At 68.1% G+C, this 22,579-nt stretch carries 2 protein-coding genes; both read right to left on the reverse strand.

The annotated features are described in order from the left end of the window. Positions 1–49: 49 nt before the first annotated feature. On the reverse strand, positions 50–4,642 hold the full coding sequence (locus KY661_RS05800) for a type I polyketide synthase (protein ID WP_225409259.1): 4,593 nt from the start codon (positions 4,640–4,642) through the stop codon (positions 50–52). Continuing rightward, a complete protein-coding gene (locus tag KY661_RS05805; RefSeq protein WP_225409260.1) occupies positions 4,635–22,541 on the reverse strand; it encodes a non-ribosomal peptide synthase/polyketide synthase in 17,907 nt (5,968 codons plus the stop codon). The genes KY661_RS05800 and KY661_RS05805 overlap by 8 nt, the downstream gene beginning before the upstream one ends. Positions 22,542–22,579 lie beyond the last annotated feature (38 nt).

Raw genomic sequence — 22,579 nt, forward strand, 5'->3', positions numbered from 1 at the left:
TCCCATCTCTCCAGATTCCGTAAGTCTTGTTTGACAGGAGCGGCCGCAGCTAGCTGGCCTGCTCGATCTCCGCCAGCAGCAAGCGCAGCGCGTCTTCATCCACGCTGCGGGCCCGCTGCTGGACGATGCGCACCGCGAGTCCAGCGACCGTGGGGGTCTCGAACAGCTCCCGCAGGGGAATGTCCCCCTGGAGCTGTTCGCGAATCCGCGACAGGAGCTGCATCCCGAGCAGGGAGTGGCCTCCGAGCTGGAAGAAGGAGTCATGGATGCCCACCTGCTGGACTCCCAGCAGCTCCGTCCAGATCCGCGCGATCTCGGCTTCGAGTTCATCGCGGGGGGCCACGTACTCCGTGGGCAGATCCGGCCGCTGGTGCGAGGCCGCAGCCTCCACGGCCTTCTCCGGGGCCGGCGGCGCCGCGCCGTTCTGCTGGCTCCAGACCGGCAAGCGGACTTCGAGCGCCTCCGCCGAGACCACCCAGTTTGACGCCTCATCCCCGCTCAGGATGCGCTGGAACGCCGAGACGCCTTCCGAAGCGGTCATGCCCTGCGGTCCGCCCCCTGGCGCCCGTCCGGGCCCCGTGTTCCCGAAATCCCAGCCGTCCCAGTTCACGCTGATCCAGCGGGTGGAGTCCCCACGGGCCTCCAGGGCCGCCAGGGCGTCCAGGAAGCGGTTCGCTGCGGCGTAGGCGGCAAAGCCAAGGCCGCCCAGGATCGATGCCAGCGAGGACTGCAACAAGACGAAGTCGAGCTTCCGGCCGCGCAGCGCATCCCGCAGGACCCGCAACCCGTGAACCTTGGAGTTGAACTGGCTCTCGCACGCCTGCGTGTCCGCCTCGCGGATTGGCAGGTACACCTCGGTGCCGGTGGTGGCCGCGCCATGCACCACCCCGTGCAACCCACCGAAGCGCGCCTGCACCTTCGCCAGCAGCGCCTCCACCTCCGCGGGCTGCGAGAGGTCCGCGCGAACGGTCAGCACCTCCGCCCCCTGCTGCTCCAGGGCCAGCAGCCGCCGGATCTTCCGGGAGGTGTCGTCCTCCTCCGGATGGCCCTTGAGCCACGCCTCCCACTCCCCACGATCCGGAAAGGGAGATCTCCCGGCGAGCACCAGCCGGGCGTGGACCGTCACCGCGAGGTGCTCGGCCAGAGCGAGTCCCACCCTTCCCAGTCCCCCGGTGAGCAGGTAGATGCCGCGCTCACGCAGGAGCCCAGGGCCCTCGGCCGGGCTTTCGAGCCGCACTGGCTCAAACCCTTCCACCCAGCGCCGGCGCCCACGGTACGCCACCGTGCGGTCACGCCCCTCCGCGCTCACCTCTTGGAGGAGCTGCGTGCTCAACCGCTCCTCTTCACCCGCCTCGGGCAGTTCGACGTCGATGCTCCGGCAGCGCATCCCCGGGTGCTCCTGGGGAATCACCGTGCAGAGCCCCAGCACCATGGCTTTTCCAGGAGCCAGGGGCTCCTCGCCCGTGACGTCCTGAGTCCCGTGCGAAACCACGTCGAGCTGCAGCGTCTGTTTCCCCAGGGGCTCCGCGAGCGCCTGACTCAGGAAGAGCACGCTGTAGAAGCCAAGCTCCTGCTGGCTGCGTACCCCGGCCTCATCGGCCACTCCGCCCAGCTCCGGGGTGAGCCCCCACAGGTGGACGGCATGCTCGGGAAGCCTGCCCATGCGCTGGAGTTCCTCGCCCAGCCGCCGGTAATGGGCCTGCTGCCCTGGTGCCAGCTCGAACCGCCGCTCGTCCCTCCGCGTGAACTCCGCGCCGATGCGGACGCAGGTGACCTCCGCGCCCGCGGCCTCCAGCTTCCGCACCAGCCGCTCGCCGATGCCCAGGGAGTCCAGAAACACCAGCCAGCGGGAGCCAGGCTGGACCTTGCGCATCGACGCGGCCGGCAGGGACCGGCGCTTCCAGTCCGGCACATAGAACCACTCCGCGAGGTCGGCCCGCTTCCGCCGCTCGCCGGAGGAGGCACGCGCCTGCTCCGCCTTCGGCTGCGGCTCGATCCAGTACCGCTCCCGCTGGAAGGGGTAGGCCGGCAGGGGAATGCGCCTCCGCCGCTCGTCCGCGTGCAGCTTCGGCCACTGGAGCTCCGCGCCCGCGAGCCACAGCTGTCCCACGGCCGCCAGAAAGAAGGGGCGATCCTCCTGCGCTTCCGGGAAGCGATGCAGGGAAGAGACGGCGATCCGATGGGCCTCGGAACCCGCCCGGTTCCGGAGCAAGGTGCTCAGCCCGTGTCCAGGGCCCACCTCCACGAAGACCCTCTGGGGCTCCGCGAGCAGCGTGTCCACGCCGTCGCCAAAGCGCACGGGCTGCCGCAGGTGATCCACCCAGTAGCGGGGGTTGGTAGCCGCCGCCGCGGTGATCCAGGTCCCCGTCAAGGTGGAGACGTACGGGATGCGGGGAGGTGAAAGCTTGATCCGCTGCATCCGCTCCGCGAAGGCCGCGAGGATGGGGTCCATCATCGCCGAGTGGAAGGCATGCGAGGTATGCAGCCTGCGGTGCCCCACCTTCCGGCGCACCAGCTCCGCCTCCAGGGACTCCATCGCGTCCGTGGGCCCTGCCAGCACGCAGAGCGAGGGCGCGTTGACTGCGGCGAGCGAGACCTGGGGTCCCAGAAACTCCTGCACTTCCTTCTCGGACAGGTGGATGGAGACCATCGCCCCGCCGGGCAACTTCTGCAGGAGCTGCCCGCGGAAGGCCACCAGCTCCAGCGCATCCTCGAGCGAAAACACCCCCGCCAGGCAGGCCGCGACGTACTCCCCGAGGCTGTGGCCGATCATGGCCTCGGGCTTGATGCCCAGCGACATCCACAGCCGGGCCAGCGCGTACTCGATGACGAAGAGCGCGGGCTGGGTGACAAAGGTCTGCAGCAGCTTCTGGCTGGCCTCCTCGCGCCGCGCCTCGGACGGGTACAGCACCTCCCGCAGGTCAAAGCCGAGCTTCGGCCCGAGCCGTTCGCAGCAATCATCCACGTGCTTGCGGAAGACCGGCTCTGACTCGTAGAGCCCCCGCCCCATGTCCACGGACTGCGCGCCCTGGCCCGGGAAGAGGAAGGCCACCGGGCGGGAGGAGATCTCCTGGGTCTGCGTGAGAAGCCGCTGGGGATCGCGCGTGGCCAGTGCCTGCTGTGCCTCCTCGGCGGTCCGGCAGACCAGCACCCGCCGGAACTCGAAGCGCTTCCGGCCCACCTGAAGGGTGTAGGCCAGGTCCGCCAGGTTCACGCCGGGATGCGCCTCCAGGTGTGCCGCCAGGTTCGAGGTGGCGTCCTCCAGCGCCCGCTTGCTCCGGGCGGACAGGACCAGCAGTTGCGAGGACCGGCCGGGGGCGGCCTCCTCGGGCAGCGGCGCCTCCTCCAGCACGGCGTGGGCGTTGGTGCCACCGATGCCGAAGGAGCTGACCCCCGCACGCCGCGGTGCCTCTCCCTCACGCCACGCCTGGAGGGCTTGGTTGACGTAGAAAGGGCCGCCCTCGAAGTCGATCTTCGGGTTGGGCCGGGTGAAGTGCAGGCTGGCCGGGATCTGCCGGTGCTGCAGCGCCAGCGCCGTCTTGATGAGGCCCGCGACCCCGGCCGCCGCGTCCATGTGGCCGATGTTGGTCTTCACGGAGCCAATGGCGCACGACTTCGGGGGCAGCCCCTGGAACACCTGGTTGAGGGCCGCCAGCTCGATGGGATCTCCGAGCGCGGTGCCAGTCCCGTGGGCCTCGATGTACTGGATCGTCCCAGGCTCCACGTTGGCCATGGAGATGGCCTCGGAGATGGCCGCCACCTGACCGTCCACGCTGGGGGCCGTGAAGCCCACCTTCGAGGCACCATCGTTGTTGATGGCCGAATCGAGGATGACCGCGTGGATGAAGTCACCGTCCTCCAGCGCATCCGCCAGGCGCTTGAGCACCACGATGCCCCCTCCCGAGCCACTGACGGTGCCCTCGGCCTTCTCATCGAAGGCCCGGCAGTGCCCATCGGGGGAAGAGATGCCATCCGGCGCGAACACGTACCCCCTGCGCTGGGGGACGTTGATGCGGACCCCTCCGGCCAGGGCCAGATCGGACTCACCCGCGCGCAGGCTCTGGCACGCGAGGTGGAGCGCCACGAGCGAACTCGAACAGGCCGTGTGGACGTTGATGGCCGGCCCCCGGAGATCCAAGAGGTACGCGGCCCGGGTGGCCATGCAGTCCTCGTCGTTGCCGAGGAGGATCATCCCCTCGACGGAACGGAACAGCTCGGGCCGTGCCGCCAGGTTGTTGCGCAGGTACTCGTTGGTGCCAGAGCCCGCGAAGATGCCGACGTTGCCCCGGTACTGCGAGGCGCCATAGCCGGCCCGCTCCAGGGCCTCCCAGGCACACTCGCACAGGAGGCGGTGCTGGGGGTCCATGACCTCCGCTTCCCGGGGGTTGAGGCCAAAGAGGGACGCATCGAACAGCTCCACGCCCTCCATCAGGAAGGCCGCCCGGACGTAGTCCGGACGCGTCCAGACGGAGCGCTCCACACCGGAGGCCTCCAGCTCCTCGCCGCTCAGCTCCGAGCGGGCTTCCACGCCCTGGCACAGGTTGCGCCAGAACTCCTCGACACTCCGGGCCCCGGGGAAGCGGCCCGCCATGCCGATGATCGCGATCCCATGTCCAGCGCTCACCGCGGTTTCCTCACTCATCCTGCGCGTCCTTCTTGCTGGTGCGGAGCCGCCTGCGGGCCTGCCCCTGTACGTCCAATTCCTGGCGCCGCTTGGCCCGCTGCGGGCTGGCGGCGGCCACCGCTGAGCCCGGCTCTCCCTGAGCCAGGTGCTGCGCGAGCGACGCGATGGTCGGGTACTGGAAGAGCTTGGTCAGCTTCACGTCGAGGGACAGCGCGGCCGACAGCTTCTTCTGCACCTCGAGGATGGTCAGCGAGTTGCCCCCCAGGTCGAAGAACCGGTCGTTCGTGCCGACCTTCGCCACGTGGAGGACTTCCTGCCAGATGGCCGCCACGGCCCGTTCAAAGTCCGTCTGGGGCGCCACGGCGGTGTCATCGGAGCCATAGCCCTCATCCGGCATGGGCAGAGCCCGCCGATCCACCTTGCCGTTGGGCGTCACCGGCAGCGCATCCAAGAGCACGATGGCCGAAGGGACCATGGCCTCGGGCAGCCGCTCCCGGAGGTAGGTGCGCAGCTCCGCCTTCGAGGGCCGCTCGCCGCCTTGGACAACCGCGTAGCCGACGAGCTGTTTGACCTCTGGAGCGCTCTCCCGCACCACCACCACGGCCTCGCGCACCGCCGGGTGCTTGGCCAGCACGGCTTCGATCTCACCCAGTTCGATCCGGTAGCCGCGGATCTTCACCTGCTGATCCACCCGGCCCAGGAACTCCAGCTCTCCCGCGGAGGACCAGCGCACCAGGTCTCCGGTCCGGTACAGCCTGCTCCCCGGCTGGGCGCTGAAGGGATTGGGGAGGAACTTCTCCGCCGTCAGCTCCGGCCGGTCCAGATAGCCGCGCGCCAGGCTGTCTCCTCCGATGAACAGCTCGCCGCCCACGCCCACGGGCACCGGGTTCAGGCCCTTGTCCAGCACGTACGCCTGCGCATGGGGGATGGGCCGTCCGATGGGAGGCAGCGTCCCGGCCTCGCCCACCACGGGCGCCCACGTCGCCACCACCGTGTTCTCGGTCGGCCCGTAGTGGTTCATCAGCCGGGCCTTCTGACCTGGGCGCATCCGGCGGCGCAACCGGTCTCCGCCCGTCAACAGCGCCCGGAGCGCCAGCCCCTCCGGCCAGTCCTCCGCCAGCACCACCTCGGCCAGCGGCGTCGGCAGGAAGCTCAGGGTGACGCCTTCGGCGGCCATCCACTCCAGCAGCCGGGCGGGCACTGCCCTCACCTCGTCGCCCGGAATGTGGAGGCTCGCGCCCGCCGTCAGGTACGGCCACAGCTCCCACACGGAGGCGTCGAACGCGGGACCCGAGACCAGTGTCGCCCGGTCCTCGGGCTTCACCTCGTACTCCCGCTGGTGCCACGCCACCAGGTTCGCCAGGCTCGCGTGGCTCACCTCCACGCCCTTGGGCTTGCCCGTCGAGCCAGAGGTGTAGATGACGTAGGCCAGGTTGTCCGGGGCTACCCCGCCCTGGGGATTGGCCCGCTCCTGCCGCTCCAATTCCTCCCGGCCATCGTCCAGGCACACCACCGCCAGGCCCTGGCCCTCGAACGCGGCCTTCAACCGCCCCTGCGTCACCACCACCTGGGCGCGGCTGTCTCCCGCCATCGTCCTCAACCGCTCGACCGGGTACACGGGATCCAGCGGGACGTATGCCCCTCCCGCCTTGAGGATTCCCAGCGCTCCCGTCACCAGTTCCACCGAGCGCTCCATGCACAGCACCACCCGGTCCTCGGGCCCCACGCCCTTCCCCCTCAACGCGTGTGCCAGCTGGTTGGCCCGGGCGTTCAGCTCCCCGTAGCTCACCTGCCCGTGCGGGGACTTCACCGCCAGCGCTTCCGGGGCACGCTCCGCCTGTGCCTCGACCATCCGGTGGATGCACACGGGCCGGTGGGACTCCCCCGCCGTCCGGGCCCACGCCTCCAGGACCTGCGTCCGCTCTCCCTCCGAGAGCAGCGAGATGCGGGAGATCGGCTGTTCCGGCCTGGCGGTCAGCCCCTCCAGCAACTTCTGGAAGTGCCCTGCCATGCGCGCGACCGTCTCCCGGTCGAACAGCGCGGTGTTGTACTCCCAAACGCTCAGCAGCCCCTGGGGGGTCTCCTGCAGGCCGACCGTCAGATCGAACTTCGCCGTGACGAGGTCCACGTCGAGAGGCTTCAGGGCCAACCCACCGAAATCCAGTGAGGGAGCCGCCTGGCTCTCGAGAACGAACATCACCTGGAACAGCGGCGTGCGGCTCAGGTCCCGGTCGAGCTGCAGCGCTTCCACGACCTGCTCGAAGGGCAGATCCTGGTGCGCATAGGCCCCGAGGCAAGCTTCCCGCACCTGGGCCAGCAGCGCCTGGAAGCTGAGGGTGCCCTGGACCTCCGCGCGGAGCGCCAGCGTGTTGACGAAGAGGCCGATGAGGCCTTCCACCTCCTGGCGATTGCGGCCCGCGATGGGAGAGCCCACCACGATGTCCGTCTGCCCGGAGTAGCGCGCGAGCAGCGCCTGGAACGCCGCCAGCAACGTCATGAACAGCGTGGCGCCCTCGCGGTGGCTCAAGGCCCGGACCTCTTGTGAGAGGGCCAGGGGCAATTGCGCACGCAGCTGCGCCCCATGGAAAGTCTGCACCTGCGGCCGGGGACGGTCCGTCGGCAACTCCAACGCCTGCGGAGCACCCGCCAGCGTCCGCTTCCAGTAGGAGCGCTGAGCCTCCAGCACCTCTCCTTGCAGCCACTGCCGTTGCCACGCGGCGAAGTCGGCGTACTGGATCGCGAGTGCCGGAAGCACGGGCACCTCACCGGCGGCGAAGACCGGATACAGCTGGCTCAGCTCGCGCAGGAGGACGTTGATGGCCCAGCCATCGGTGACGGCGTGGTGCATCACGAGCACCAGCACGTGTTCTTCCTTCGCCAAGCGCAGCACCGTGGCCCGCAGCAACGGCCCCCGGCTCAGCTCGAAGGGACGCTGCGCCTCTTCACCCGCGCGCCGCTGGGCCTCCTGCTCGCGCTCCGAAGCATCCAGCCCTTCCAGGCTCTCCACCATCAGAGGTAGGCGCACCTCGGGCGAGATGACCTGCACCACGCGCCCCCCGGACGACGCAAAGACCGTCCGCAGTGCTTCGTGCCGCCGGATGATCTCCTGCAGGCTGCGCTCCAGCGCGGTGAGGTCCAGCCGCCCCAGGAGCCGCACTCCCAGGGGAACGTTGTACGCGTGCCCACCGGGCTGGAGCTGATCCAAGAACCACAACCGGTACTGGGCGAAGGAAGTGAGGAGTTCCCCGTCCCGGGGGACCGGCAGCATGGGAGGAGGCAGCCTGCCAGAGCCGCCCGCGAGGGCGGATTCGATGCTCCGGGCAAGGCCCGCGACCGTGGGCGCCCCAAACAGGCTTCTGAAGGGCAGATCCACATCGAACGTCTCGCGGACCCGGGAGATCATCTGCATGGCGAGGAGCGAGTGCCCACCCAGCTCGAAGAAGTTTCCGTGGGCGCTCACCCGGTCCAGTCCCAACACCTGGGCCCAGATTCCGGCCACCAGTTCCTCAAGGGCGCCCTTTGGGGCAACGAAGTCCTGAGCGGCCTTGGCGCCCAGGTGCGGCGCAGGCAGCGCCTTGCGGTCCACCTTCCCGTTCTGCGTCACCGGGAAGGCCGGCAAGCACACCCACGCCGCGGGCACCATGTACTCCGGCATCCGCTCCTGCAGGTACGCCTTCACTGCCCCGCTCTCGTCCCGGCCTTCCTCCGTCACCACGTACCCCACCAGCTGCTTGTTGCCTGGCGGCTCCTCCCTCACCACCACCACTGCTTCCTTCACCGCAGGGTGCTTCTCCAGCACCGCCTCGATCTCTCCCAGCTCGATGCGGTAGCCCCTCACCTTCACCTGCGTGTCCAACCGGCCCAGGTACTCCAGCTTCCCGTCCGCCTGCCTCTTCACCAGGTCGCCCGTCTTGTACATCCTCGCCCCAGCCTTCCGGCTGAACGGGTCCGGCATGAACCGCTCCGCCGTCAGCTCTGGCCGCCCCAGGTACCCTCGGCCCACGCCCTCCCCGCCGATGTACAGCTCTCCGGCCACTCCCTTGGGCACCACCTGCAGCTGCCCATCCAGCACATACAACTGCGTGTTGGCGATCGGGTGCCCAATGGGCACCGCTCCTTCGGCCGCATCCGCCGCCACCACCTCGTAGATGCTGCAGCCCACCACCGTCTCGGTCGGGCCGTACTCATTGATGAGCCGCGTCTGCGGCGCGTGCTCTCGCCAGTACCTCAGGCTCTCGGCCGACAGCCCTTCTCCTCCGATGATGAACGCCCTCGTCCGGCCCTTCGCCTCTTCGGGCTTCAGCTGCTGCGCCAGCACCTTCAGGTGCGTCGGCGTCAGCTTCACCAGGCTGTAGTTCTCCCCTGCCTTCAGCGCCTCGCCCAGCCCCTCCACCCCCGCCTCTTCTCCCACCATCACCACCGGCCGTCCCACCACCAGCGGCAGCACCAGGCTCGTCACCGTCAAGTCGAAGGAAATCGACGAGTGCACCGGGGCCCCCTGGCCCTCCTCCACCCGGTACTCGCGCGCACTCCACGTCAGGTAGTTGCACACCCCCTGGTGCTCGATCATCGCCCCCTTGGGTCTCCCCGTGGAGCCCGAGGTGTAGATGACGTACGCCAGGTTCCGGGACTTCACCCCGCTCACCGGCGCATGCTCTGGCTGGTGCGCCAGCTCAGCCCGTTGGGTGTCCAGGCACACCACCTGCGCCCGAGGCTCGCTGAAGCGCCCCACCAGCGACGCCTGCGTCACCAACACAGGCGCACGGGTGTCCTCCAGCATGAAGGCCAGCCGCTCCTGCGGATAGGCCGGGTCCAGTGGCACATACGCACCCCCGGCCTTCAGAATCCCCAGCAGGCCCACCACCGTGTCCACCGTTCGCTCGGTGCACAGCGCCACCAGCGTCTCCGGGCCTACCCCCTTCTTCACCAGCAGGTGCGCCAGCTGATTGGCTCGCCGGTTCAGCTCCCCGTACGTCACCTGCTCGCTTCCGCTCCGCACCGCCACTACTTCCGGCGTGCGCTCGGCCTGCGCTTCAAACAGCTGGTGGACGCACTGCTCCCTCGGGTACTCCGCCGACGTCTGATTCCAGGTCTCCAGCACCTGGAGCCGCTCATCCTCCGTCATCAGCGACAGGCCGGAGAGCCGCTGCTCAGGGTGAGCAACGATGCGCTCCAGGACCAGCTTCCAGTGCGCCAGTGCCTGTTCAATGAGCGCCGCGTCGAAGGCCTGGGGCTCATACGAGAGCCTCAGCTCCAGCGTCCCTCGGGGGAATCCCAGCGTGGCCGTGAGCGGGTAATTGGTCCGCTCGATGGCCTGGAAGGTCTCCGCGTCCAGAATCCCGAGCTTCTCCTTCACGGAGGCGTCCATCGGGTAGTCGAACACGAACAGGCTGTCGAACAGCGCCCGCTCCCGAGGCACCTCACTCCACTTCTGGATCTGCACCAGCGCGCAATGCTGGTGCTGGCGCTGCTCCAACTGTTGCGCCTGGAGCCCCTGGATCCAATTCAGGACGGACTCTGCGGCAGGCAGCCGGACCCGGATCGGCAGCGTGTTGATGAGCATGCCGGCGATCGCATCGACCCCCGCCAGCTCTGGTGGACGGCCAGCGACGGTGCTGCCGAAGACGATCTCTGGCTCCCCGCTGTAGCGGCCCAGGACCAGTGCCCACGCCGCCTGAGCCACCGTGTTGACCGTCAGCTTGTGCTTGCGTGCGAAAGCCTGCACCGCCTCCGAGGACGTCTCCGAGAAACGCACCTCACACTCGCGGTGGCGGGACGACTCCCCGGCCCTGCGCTCGACATTCCGGGCGCCCGGCAACGGCGTGGGCGCCGTGAAGCCCTGAAGCTCCCGGGTCCAATAGGCCTGCGCCTCGGTGGAGTCCTGCCCTTGCAGCCACGCGATGTACTCACGGAATGCCGGACGGTGGGGCAGCTGCGGCTGCCGTCCCTGAACGAAAGCCTCGTACAGCTCGAACAGGTCCTTGAGCAGCAGGGACGAACTCCACCCATCCAACAGGACGTGGTGGAAGCTCCAGATGATCCGGTAGTCGCTCTCCCCCATCCGGATGACCGCCACCCGCATCATGGGTGGGCGGGCAAGCTCGAACCCCTGGTGGCGATCCTCCAGCAGGAAGGACTCCAACCGCGTGCGCTGTTCGGCGGCGGGCATCTCCCGCCAGTCGAGCTCCTGCCACGGCAGCTCCACCCGCGGGTGCACCACCTGGAGCGGCTCGGGCACTCCCTTCCAGAAGAAGCCCGTCCGCAGGATGGGGTTGCGCGCCACCAATTCCTGCCACGCACGGCGGAAAGCAGGGACCTGAAGCGTGCCCCCGAATCGCCAGGCGGCCTGCTCGAAGTACATGCCCAGCTCCACCGACAGCAACGCGTGGAAGAGCATGCCCTGCTGCAGCGGCGACAACGGATAGATGTCTTCGGCCCCCGGGTGCTGCTGCAACACCCGCTCCAGGGCTGCCGGGTCCAGCCTGGCCAGCGGGAAGTCGGAGGCGACCCGCCGTGCGGCATCCGCACTGCTCCGCTGGGCGATGAGCTGCCGCAGCGCCCCCATGAAGTCCTGGGCCAAGGCGTCGATGGTTGCCCGCTCGTGGAAGTTCTCGCTGTAGGCCCACGTCAGCTCCAACCGCCCACCAAACACCTGGCCATGAACCTCCAGCAGGTCAGCCCGGAGGTTGTGCCCGTTCACCGTCTCCCCAGACGGCTCTTGCGTCAGCCTGAAGCGTGACGCCTCCTCGGCCATGGCGTCGAACTGCCCCACATAGTTGAAGCCCACCTGCGCCCGAGGCAGCGCCTTCAGCCGCTCCCCCGTTCCATCCTGGCGCAAGTACCTCAGCACCCCGTATCCGATTCCACGCCGGGGCAGCCTTCGGAGCTCCTCGCGGATCGCCCTCAGCGCCTCACCGGGGGTCCTCGCGCCCTGCAGGTCCAGCATCACGGGGAAGATGCTCGTGAACCACCCCACCGTGCGGGAGACGTCCACGTCCTCGAACAGCTCCTCTCTGCCGTGCCCCTCCAGATTCACCAACACCCGCGGCTGGCCGCTCCACTTCCCCACGCTCTGGGCCAGCGCCGTCAGCAGCACATCATTGATTTGAGCGCGGTACGCCCCGGGCACCTCCTGCAACAGCACCCGCGTCTCTTCCGCCTCCAACCCCACCGTCAACCGGCGCTCCGAGGCGACCGTATTCGCGCCTGTCACGCGATCCACCGGCAGGCCCCGGACCTCTTGCCGCTCCGCTGCCGCCCAATACTCCAGCTCCGAGCCCACCTCCTGGCCCTGCGCGTACCCCTCCAGCCGTTCGGCCCACACCTTGAAGGACGTGGTCTTCGCCGGGAGCCTTACCGCCTCTCCCTTCGCCCGCTGCGCGTACGCCCGGTTCAAGTCCTCCAGGAGAATCCGCCACGACACCACGTCCACCACCAGGTGGTGGAGCACCAGCAGCAGCTTCCACTTCTTTCCTGCGCCTCGCTCGAAGAGCGCCGCCTTCAGCAGCGGCCCTTCTCCCAGCTTCAGCCCCTCCTGCATCTGCTTGGCGATCTGCGCTATCGCCGCTGACTCCCCGGCTCCCGCGTGCGACACATTCAAGCGCTCCAACCGGAGCTTCTTGTCCCCGCCCTCATTCACCTGCTTCCACGCGCTGCCCTCCTTACGGAAGCTCAGGCGAAGCGCATCGTGGTGCTCCACCAGCGCCTGAAGAGATTCCTCCACCCTGCTGGCCTCGACGGGCGGCGCGACCTCCAGCATCAACGCCATGTTGAAGTGCTGCGGCTGCGGCAGGTCCTGCTCGAAGAGCCATTGCTGGATGGGCGTGAGCGGCACGGGGCCCTGCACCATCCCCTGCTCCCGCTCCTTGCTTGCATCCACCACCACGGGCGCAAGCGCGGCGATGGTCTGGTGGCGGAAGAGCTGCTTCGACGTGACTTTCAGCCCTACTTGATGGGCCTGAGCCACGATGTGGATGCTGATGATCGAGTCCCCGCCCAACTCGAAGAAGTTGTCATGCACGCCGATGCGCGGTTGCTTGAGCACGCTGGCCCAGACCTCCGCCAGCTTGCGCTCCACTTCCGTCCTGGGCGCGGCGAAGTCCTGAGCGGCTTTGGCGCCCAGGTGCGGCGCAGGCAGCGCCTTGCGGTCCACCTTCCCGTTCTGCGTCACCGGGAAGGCCGGCAAGCACACCCACGCCGCGGGCACCATGTACTCCGGCATCCGCTCCTGCAGGTACGCCTTCACTGCCCCGCTCTCGTCCCGGCCTTCCTCCGTCACCACGTACCCCACCAGCTGCTTGTTGCCTGGCGGCTCCTCCCTCACCACCACCACTGCTTCCTTCACCGCAGGGTGCTTCTCCAGCACCGCCTCGATCTCTCCCAGCTCGATGCGGTAGCCCCTCACCTTCACCTGCGTGTCCAACCGGCCCAGGTACTCCAGCTTCCCGTCCGCCTGCCTCTTCACCAGGTCGCCCGTCTTGTACAACCTCGCCCCGGCCTGCCGGCTGAACGGGTCCGGCATGAACCGCTCCGCCGTCAGCTCCGGACGCCCCAGGTACCCTCGGCCTACGCCCTCCCCGCCGATGTACAGCTCTCCGGCCACTCCCTTGGGTACCACCTGCAGCTGCCCGTCCAGCACGTACATCTGCGTGTTGGCGATGGGGTGCCCGATGGGCACCGCTCCCTCCGCCGCATCCGCCACTGCCACTTCGTAGATGCTGCAGCCCACCACCGTCTCGGTCGGGCCGTACTCGTTGATGAGCCGCGTCTGCGGTGCATGCTCTCGCCAGTACCTCAGGCTCTCGGCCGACAGCCCCTCTCCTCCGATGATGAATGCCTTCGTGCGGCCCTTCACCTCTTCCGGCTTCAGCTGCTGCGCCAGCACCTTCAGGTGCGTCGGCGTCAGCTTCACCAGGCTGTAGTTCTCCCCTGCCTTCAGCGCCTCGCCCAGCCCCTCCACTCCGGCCTCTTCCCCCACCATCACCACCGGCCGTCCCACCACCAGCGGCAACACCAGGCTCGTCACCGTCAGGTCAAACGAGATCGACGAGTGCACCGGCGCGCCTTGGCCCTCTTCCACCCGGTACTCTCGCGCACTCCACGTCAGGTAGTTGCACACCCCCTGGTGCTCGATCATCGCCCCCTTGGGCCTCCCCGTGGAGCCCGAGGTGTAGATGACGTACGCCAGGTTCCGGGACTTCACCCCGCTCACCGGCGCATGCTCTGGTTGCTGCGCCAGTTCGGCCCGTTGGGTGTCCAGGCACACCACCTGCGCCCGGGGCTCGCTGAAGCGGCTCACCAGCGACGCCTGCGTCACCAGCACCGGCGCACGGGTGTCCTCCAGCATGAAGGCCAGCCGTTCCTGCGGGTACGCCGGGTCCAGTGGCACGTACGCACCCCCGGCCTTCAGAATCCCCAGCAGGCCCACCACCGTGTCCACCGTTCGCTCGGTGCACAGCGCCACCAGCGTCTCCGGGCCTACCCCCTTCTTCACCAGCAGGTGCGCCAGCTGATTGGCTCGCCGGTTCAGCTCCCCGTACGTCACCTGCTCGCTTCCGCTCCGCACCGCCACTGCTTCCGGTGTGCGCTCGGCCTGCGCTTCAAACAACTGGTGAACGCACTGCTCGCGCGGGTACTCCGCCGACGTCTGATTCCAGGTCTCCAACACCTGCAGACGCTCGTCTGCTGTGAGGAGCTGCAGATCCCTCAACCGCTGCTCAGGGTGAGCAACGATGCGCTCCAGGGCCAACTTCCAGTGCGCCAGAACCTGATCGATAAGCGCCGCGTCGAAGGCCTGGGGCTCATGCGCGAGTCTCAGCTCCAACTTCCCCCGGGGGAATCCCAGCGTGGCCGTGAGCGGATAGTTCGTCCGTTGGCTGGGCCGGAAGGTCTCGGCGTCCAGAATCCCGAGCCGCTCCTTCTCGGAGGCATCCATCGGGTAGTCGAACACGAACAGGCTGTCGAACAGCGCCCGCTCCCGAGGCACCTCGCTCCACTTCTGGATCTGCACCAGCGGGCAGTGCTGGTGCTGACGCTGCTCCAGTTGCTGTGCCTGGAGGTCCTGCAACCACGTCAGGAGGACCGCCCCGGCCGGAAGCCGGACCCGGACCGGCAGCGTGTTGATGAGCACTCCGACGATCGCTTCGGCTCCCGTCAACTCCGGCGGGCGGCCTGCCAGGGTGCTGCCGAAGACAACCTCCGGCTCCCCGCTGTAGCGGCCCAGGACCAGCGCCCACGCTGCCTGAGCCACCGTGTTGACCGTCAGCTTGTGCTTGCGCGCGAAGGCCTGCACCGCCTCCGTGGACGCGTCGGAGAGCTGGACCTCAAGCTCGCGCTGCTGAGAGGACTCGGAACCGGTACGGTCAAGACTCCGCGCGCCTGGCAGTGGCGTGGGCGCCGTGAAGCCCTGGAGCTCCCGGGTCCAGTAGGCCTGCGCCTCGGTGGAGTCCTGCCCTTGCAGCCACGCGATGTACTCACGGAACGCAGGCCTGGGGGGAAGCTGGAGCTGCTGGCCTTGCACGAAGGCCTCGTACAGCTCGAACAGGTCCTTGAGCAGCAGGGAGGCGCTCCACCCATCCAGCAGGATGTGGTGGAAGCTCCAGATGATCCAGGAGTCGTTGTCCGCCATCCGGACAATGGCCACCCGCATCATCGGAGGGCGTGAAAGCTCGAAGCCCCGGGCACGATCCTCCTGGAGGAAAGCCTCCAGCCGCGTGTGCCGTTCGGTGGCGGGCACCTCCCGCCAGTCGAGCTCCTGCCATGGGAGCTCTACCCGCAGGTGCACCACCTGGAGCGGCTCGGGCACTTCTCCCCAGAAGAAGCCCGTCCGCAAGATGGGGTTGCGGTCCACCACCTCCTGCCATGCGCGCCGGAAAGCCGGGGCCTGGAGCGTGCCCCCAAAGCGCCAGACGGCCTGCTCGAAGTACATGCCCAGTTCCACCGACAGCAGCGCATGGAAGAGCATGCCCTGCTGCAGCGGCGACAATGGGTAGATGTCTTCGGCCCCCGGGTGCTGCTGCAGCACCCGCTCCAGCGTTGCTGGGTCCAGCCTGGCCAGCGGGAAATGGGAGGCCTTCAGCGGTTCGAGGTTCTGCACCACGCCCTGCGCGTGCATTCCACTCGCATCCACCACCACCGGCCCCAGTTCGGCGATCGTCTGATGCTGGAACAACTGCTTCGACGTGACCTTGAGGCCCACCTGGTGAGCACGGGCCACGATCTGCATGCTGCTGATCGAATCCCCGCCCAGCTCGAAGAAGTTGTCGTGCACGCCGACTCGCGGCTGCTTGAGCACGCTGGCCCACACCTCCGCCAGCTTGCGCTCCACTTCCGTTCTCGGCTCGACGAAGCCTTCCCGCCGCCCGTCTCCGTCAAGCGTCGGAACAGGCAAGGCCCGCCGGTCGACCTTGCCGGTGAGGGCCAGCGGCAGCGCCTCCATCCTCACGAACGCCGAGGGCACCATGTACTCCGGCAGCTTCTGCTTCAGCGCGCTTCTGAGCGCCTCGCTGCTGGGCGCAGCCTGCTTGCTCGCACCCACCACATACGCCACCAGCCGCTTCACCCCTGGCACATCCTCCCTCACCACCACCACCGCCTCGCTCAGCCCGGGCTGCTGGCTCAGCGCTGCCTCCACCTCTTCCAACTCAATCCGGAAGCCCCTCAGCTTCACCTGGAAGTCCATCCGCCCCAGGAACTCCAGCTCCCCGTTCTCCAGCCACCTCACCCGGTCCCCCGTCCGGTACAGCCTCGCTCCAGGCGCCTGGCTGTACGGGTTGGGGATGAACCGCTCCGCCGTCAGCTCCGCTCGGCCCAGGTACCCCCGCGCCAGCCCCGCTCCTCCCACGCACAGCTCTCCGGCCACACCCACAGGCACTACCCTCTGGGCCTCATCCAGCACGTACACCTGCACGTTGGGCAATGCCCGGCCGATGGTGGGCCTCACCGCCTCCACCTGCGAGTTCTGCGTCGCGCAGATGGTCACTTCCGTGGGGCCATAGGCGTTGATGAACCGTCGGCCCGGCTTCCACCGCGCTACCAGTTCCGGCGTGCACGCCTCGCCCGCGGCCGCCACCGTCTCCAGCTCAGGCAGGCTTGAGGGCTCCAACTGCATGAGCACCGAAGGCGTCAGCGTGGCCGTGGTGATGGCCTGCGCCTGCAGCAACTCCTGCAACGGCGCTCCCGGCATCAACGCTTCCTTCGACGCCAGCACCAGGTGCGCCCCGCTCAGCAGCGCCGAGAACATCTCCCACACCGAGGCATCGAACCCCAGCGACGAGAACTGCAGCACCCTCTTTCCAGGCCCCAGCCCCAGCATCTGGATGGCTGCACGCGCCGTGTTGCACAACCCTCCGTGCTCCAGCAGCGTCCCCTTCGGCTTGCCCGTCGAGCCCGAGGTGTAGATGACGTACGCCAACTGGCCCGCGCTACCCTCATGCGCCACAGGCGCTTGGCTCTGTTGGGCAATCTGCGCCCCATCAGCATCCAGGCACACCACGTGCCCGGCCCTTGCAGGCAGGCCTGGGACCAGACGCTGCTGCGTCAGCAGCACCTCCAGTCCCGCATCCTTCATCATGTACTCCAGCCGCTCAGCAGGCGCTGCAGGGTCCAGCGGCACGTAGGCTCCGCCTGCCTTCAGCGTGCCCAGCATCCCCACCACCAGCTCCACCGAGCGTTCCACGCACAGGCCCACCCGGCTCTCCGGCCCTACCCCCAGCCCTCTCAGGTGGTGCGCCAGCTGGTTGGCTCGCCCTTCCAGCTCCGCATAGCTCAGCTCGGCGCCTTCGAAGCTCACCGCCACCGCCTGCGGCGTGCGCTTTACCTGCGCCTCGAACAGCTCGTGCGCGCATTCCTCGGGCCGTCCAGCCAACGCCGTTGCGGCCCACTCCTCCAGCACCTGCCTCCGCTCCCCTTCGGAGAGCAGGGAGATGCGCCCAAGGGCCTTCTCTGGCTGGGCCACCATGCGCTCCAGCGCGAGGCTCCAGTGCGCCAGCAACCGGTCAATGGTGGCGCTCTCGAACCGTCCCGCCTCGAAAGCGATTCTGAGCAGCAGCCCCTGCCGGTTGGGGATGACGGAGGCGGCAATCGCGAACTGGGTCCTCTCGATGAATTCGGCGCCTCCCAGCGCGGAGTCCATCGGATAGTTCTCGAAGCTGTACAGGCTTTCGAACAGCCCCGTCCCGCGTGGCACTTCGCTCCACGCCTGGACCTGAGACAGGGGGCTGTATTCGTGCTGACGCAGCTCATCCTGCTCGGCTTGGAGACGCTCCAGCCACGGGAGCACCGGCACCTGAGACTCCAGGCGCACCCTCACCGGAAGCGTGTTGATCAACAGCCCCATCACGGCATCGGAGCCCGGCAGCTCGGGCGGACGGCCTGCGAGCGTCGTGCCGAAGACGACGTCCGTTGAGCCGCCATGCTGGCCCAGCACGAGCCCCCACGCGCCCAACACCAACGTATTCAACGTCAGGCCGTGCTGACGCACGAAGGCCTGGAGCGCATCCGCCGAGGCCCGGCCGATCTGCAGTTGCTGCTCGCCGTACCCTTGGGATGTCTCTGCCGTCCATCCCGGCCGCTGGCCATACGGCAGCGGCGACGGCGTGGTGAATCCCTTGAGCGCCTGCCGCCAATACGCCTCCGAGCGGGAGACGTCCTGCTGCCGCAGCCACGCGATGTAATCGCGGTAAGAGGTTCCCCGCTGGAGGGGCAACTCCTTCCCGGAGGAAAGGGCCTCGTAGTGGGCGTACAGCGCCTGGAACACAAGGCCCACGCTCCATCCATCCAACAGCAGGTGGTGGAAGCTGAACAGACAGTGGTAGGCGGCCTCCCCCAGCCGGAGGAGCGTCACGCGCATCAGCGGTGCCTGCGACAGCTCGAAGCCGCGGGAGCGATCCTCGCTCACGAGCGAGGAAAGCCGTGCCTTCTGCTCAGCCGCCGGAACACCCCGCCAGTCGAGTTGCTGCCACGGCAGCGTGACCGAGGGCAGAACGGCCTGGAGCGGCTCTGCCAAGCCCTCCCAGAGGAAGACCGTCCTGAGGACAGGGCTCTGCGCCACGACCCGCTCCCAGGCCTTCTGGAATGCGGAGACGTCCAACGCCTGCGGAATGGCCCAGCTCACCTGCTCGAAATACAGGTCCGTTCCAGGCGCCAGGTGCGCATGGTAGAGCAGCCCCTGCTGGAGCGCAGAGAGCGGATAGAGATCCTCGATGCGCGGGGTCTGCTTCAGCACCTGTTCCAGCGCGGCCCGGTCCAACTGGGCCAGCGGGAAATCCGAGGGAATGTAGCGTGCCGCCTCGGGCGACGTGCGGCCCGCGATGAGGGTCCGCAGAGACGCCATGAAGTTCTGCGCCAGCGCATCAATGGTCGCCCGCGCATGGACGTTCTCGCTGTACAGCCAGGTCACCTCGAGCTTGCCGCCGAAGACGCGCGCCTCCACGGCCAGCAGGTGCGGCCGGCGGTGCTTCCTGCCGAACTCCGGTCCTCCCAGCTCTGGCGACAGCACGAAGGGCGCCGAGCCCTGTCCCATCAGGTCGATTTGTCCCCAGTAGTTGAAGCTCACCTCGGCCTGGGGGCGGGAAAGCAGGCCCTGCGCCGCGCCATCCTTCCGGAGGTAGCGCAGCAGCCCGTAGCCGATGCCCCGATGAGGAAGCCGCCGCAGTTCCTCCCGGACGGATTCGAGGACCGGCGCGGGGCGGGTGGATTCCGGCAGGTCCAGTTGCACCGGGAACAGCGTCGTGAACCACCCCACCGTCCGGGAGAGGTTCACGTCCTCGAACAGCTCCTCGCGTCCGTGCCCTTCCAGATCAACGAGCACCTGGCGTGAGCCCGTCCATTGGGCCAAGGACTGCGCCAGGACCGCCAGCAGGACATCATTGATGTGAGCCCGGTAGGCTCCCGGGACTTCCTGCAGCAGCGCGCGTGTCGGCTCTACCTCCAGTGACACCGTCACACCGCGGGCCGACTCCTGCGTATTGGCCCCGCCCACGCGATCGACCGGCAGCGCCCGGACAGGCTCGCGGGGATGCAGCCAATAGGCCCGGTCCTCTTCCAGAGGAGACTGGGCGTATTCCTCCAACTTCCCTGCCCACCGCTTGAAGGACGTCGTCTTGGCGGCCAGCACCACCGGTTCGCCCCGGCAGAGCTGCTGGTAAGCCGTATTCAGATCTTCCAGCAGGATGCGCCACGAGACGAAGTCCACCACGAAGTGATGGATGGCGAGCAGCAGCCGTCCGGTCTGTCCCGCGCCGAGATGAAGCAGTGCCGCGCGCAGCAACAGGCCCTGGGAAAGGTCGAAGCCTTCCTGCAGCTCTTCCGACACGGCCTCGATCGCCGTCGCTCGCTGAGCCTCCGGAACGCGCGCCAGGTCTATCTGCCGCAGGGCCACCGCCTGCGCCTGCGCTCCATTGGCCTGCTGCCAGCGCCCACCTTCTTCGGTGAAGCACATGCGCAAGGCATCGTGGTGCTCAAGGAGCTGCCGCAGCGCTTGCTCCAGAAGCGCGGGCGCTACCGGCTCGGTCACCTCGAAGACCATGGCCTGCTTGAAGTGGTGCGGCTCCGGCTGCTGCTGTTCCAGGAACCAGTGCTGGATGGGGGTCAGGGAAACCCGCCCGGTGATAACCCCTTGGTCATCCAGAGCCCGGGCCTGCGTCACCAGGGGCGCCAGCGCGGCGAGGGTCGGATGCTGAAAGAGCTGCTTCGAGGTGAAGCGGAGCCCGGCTTGATGGGCCCGGGCCAGGATCTGCATCCCGATGATGGAGTCACCACCAAGCAGGAAGAAGTTGTCGTGTCGGCCGACACGCTCCAGCCGGAGCACCTTCGCCCAGATGGCCGCCAGCTCCTTCTCGACTGGGGTCTGGGGCGCGACGTACTCGCGCTCTTGGTCCAGCTTGTTCCAATCCGGAGCAGGAAGCGCCTTGCGGTCGACCTTGCCAGTGAGGGCCAGCGGCAGCGCCTCCAGCTTCACGAATGCCGAGGGCACCATGTACTCCGGCAGCTTCTGCTTCAGCGCGCTTCTGAGCGCCTCGCTGCTGGGAGAGGGCTGCTTGCCCGCACCCACCACATACGCCACCAGCCGCTTCACCCCAGGCACATCCTCCCTCACCACCACCACCGCCTCGCTCAGCCCGGCCTGCTGGCTCAGCGCTGCCTCCACCTCCTCCAGCTCAATCCGGAAGCCCCTCAGCTTCACCTGGAAGTCCATCCGCCCCAGGAACTCCAGTTCCCCGTTCTCCAGCCACCTCACCCGGTCCCCCGTCCGGTACAGCCTCGCTCCGGGCGCCTGGCTGTACGGATTGGGGATGAACCGCTCCGCTGTCAGCTCCGCTCGGCCCAGGTACCCCCGCGCCAGCCCCGCTCCTCCCACGCACAGCTCTCCGGCCACACCCACAGGCACTACCCTCTGGGCCTCATCCAGCACGTACACCTGCACGTTGGGCAATGCCCGGCCGATGGTGGGCCTCACCGCCTCCACCTGCGAGTTCTGCGTCGCGCAGATGGTCACTTCCGTGGGGCCATAGGCGTTGATGAACCGTCGGCCCGGCTTCCACCGCGCTACCAGTTCCGGCGTGCACGCCTCGCCCGCGGCCGCCACCGTCTCCAGCTCAGGCAGGCTTGAGGGCTCCAACTGCATGAGCACCGAAGGCGTCAGCGTGGCCGTGGTGATGGCCTGCGCCTGCAGCAACTCCTGCAACGGCGCTCCCGGCATCAGCGCCTCCCTCGACGCCAGCACCAGGTGCGCTCCACTCAGCAGCGCTGAGAACATCTCCCACACCGAGGCATCGAACCCCAGCGACGAGAACTGCAACACCCGCCGCCCCGGCCCCAACCCCAGCATCTGGATGGCCGCCCGCGCCGTGTTGCACAACCCTCCATGCTCCAGCAGCGTCCCCTTCGGCTTGCCCGTCGAGCCCGAGGTGTAGATGACGTATGCCAGCTGGCCCGCGCTACCCTCACATGCCACAGGCGCTTGGCTCTGACGTGAGACTTGTGTCCAATCGGCATCCAGGCACACCACGCGCCCAGCCCTCGCTGGCAGGCCCGGGACCAGACGCTGCTGCGTCAGCAGCACCTCCAGTCCCGCATCCTTCATCATGTACTCCAGCCGCTCGGCCGGCACTGCTGGGTCCAGCGGCACGTAGGCTCCGCCTGCCTTCAGCGTGCCCAGCATCCCCACCACCAGCTCCACCGAGCGCTCCACGCACAAGCCCACCCGGCTCTCAGGCCCTACCCCCATCCCTCTCAGGTGGTGCGCAAGCTGGTTGGCTCGCCCTTCCAGCTCCGCATAGCTCAGCTCCGCGCCCTCGAAGCTCACCGCCACCGCCTGCGGCGTGCGCTTCACCTGCGCCTCGAACAGCTCGTGCGCGCACTCGTCAGCAGACACGATCACTCTCGCCTCGTTCCACTTCTGATTCCGGGCAAACTCCCCAGACGGAGAGGGCTCCAGCAGCCTTGGCACCGTGCCCGAAACGAGCGCGCCATAGACGGTGGCCAGCTCGTGCCCGAGCACTTCAGGCGAGGCCTCATCGGCGACAAGCTGGTGCATGCACAGCAGGAGCACGTGCTCCTGGCTCCCGAGACGCAGCAGCGCCGCGCGCAGCAACGGACCCTGATCCGGATCAAACGGCCGCTGGGCTTGTTCCAGAGCCACCCCCCTGCACTCCGCCTCTCCCGCCTGCGGCAGCTCGATGACCGTCAGCGACAGGGGGGTGCGCAGGCTCGGATGACGCTGAGCGAGCACATCAAAACTTTGCTCCAGCAACGGCACATCCAGCGCGCCCGAGATGCGAAAGCCGCCCTGCACACAGGAAAATGCACTCGCTCTCACGTTCTTGGAGTGCGAGAAATGCTCCGGAACCCAGGAACCAGGGGCGAAAAGAGAAGCGGGCGCTTCTTCTTCGTGCTTCCGATCTCGAATCTTTTCCATCGGTTACAGTATTTTCCTGACAACACCAATTTACAATA

The organism is Allostigmatella hybrida (assembly GCF_020103775.1).
Lineage (GTDB): Bacteria > Myxococcota > Myxococcia > Myxococcales > Myxococcaceae > Hyalangium > Hyalangium aurantiaca.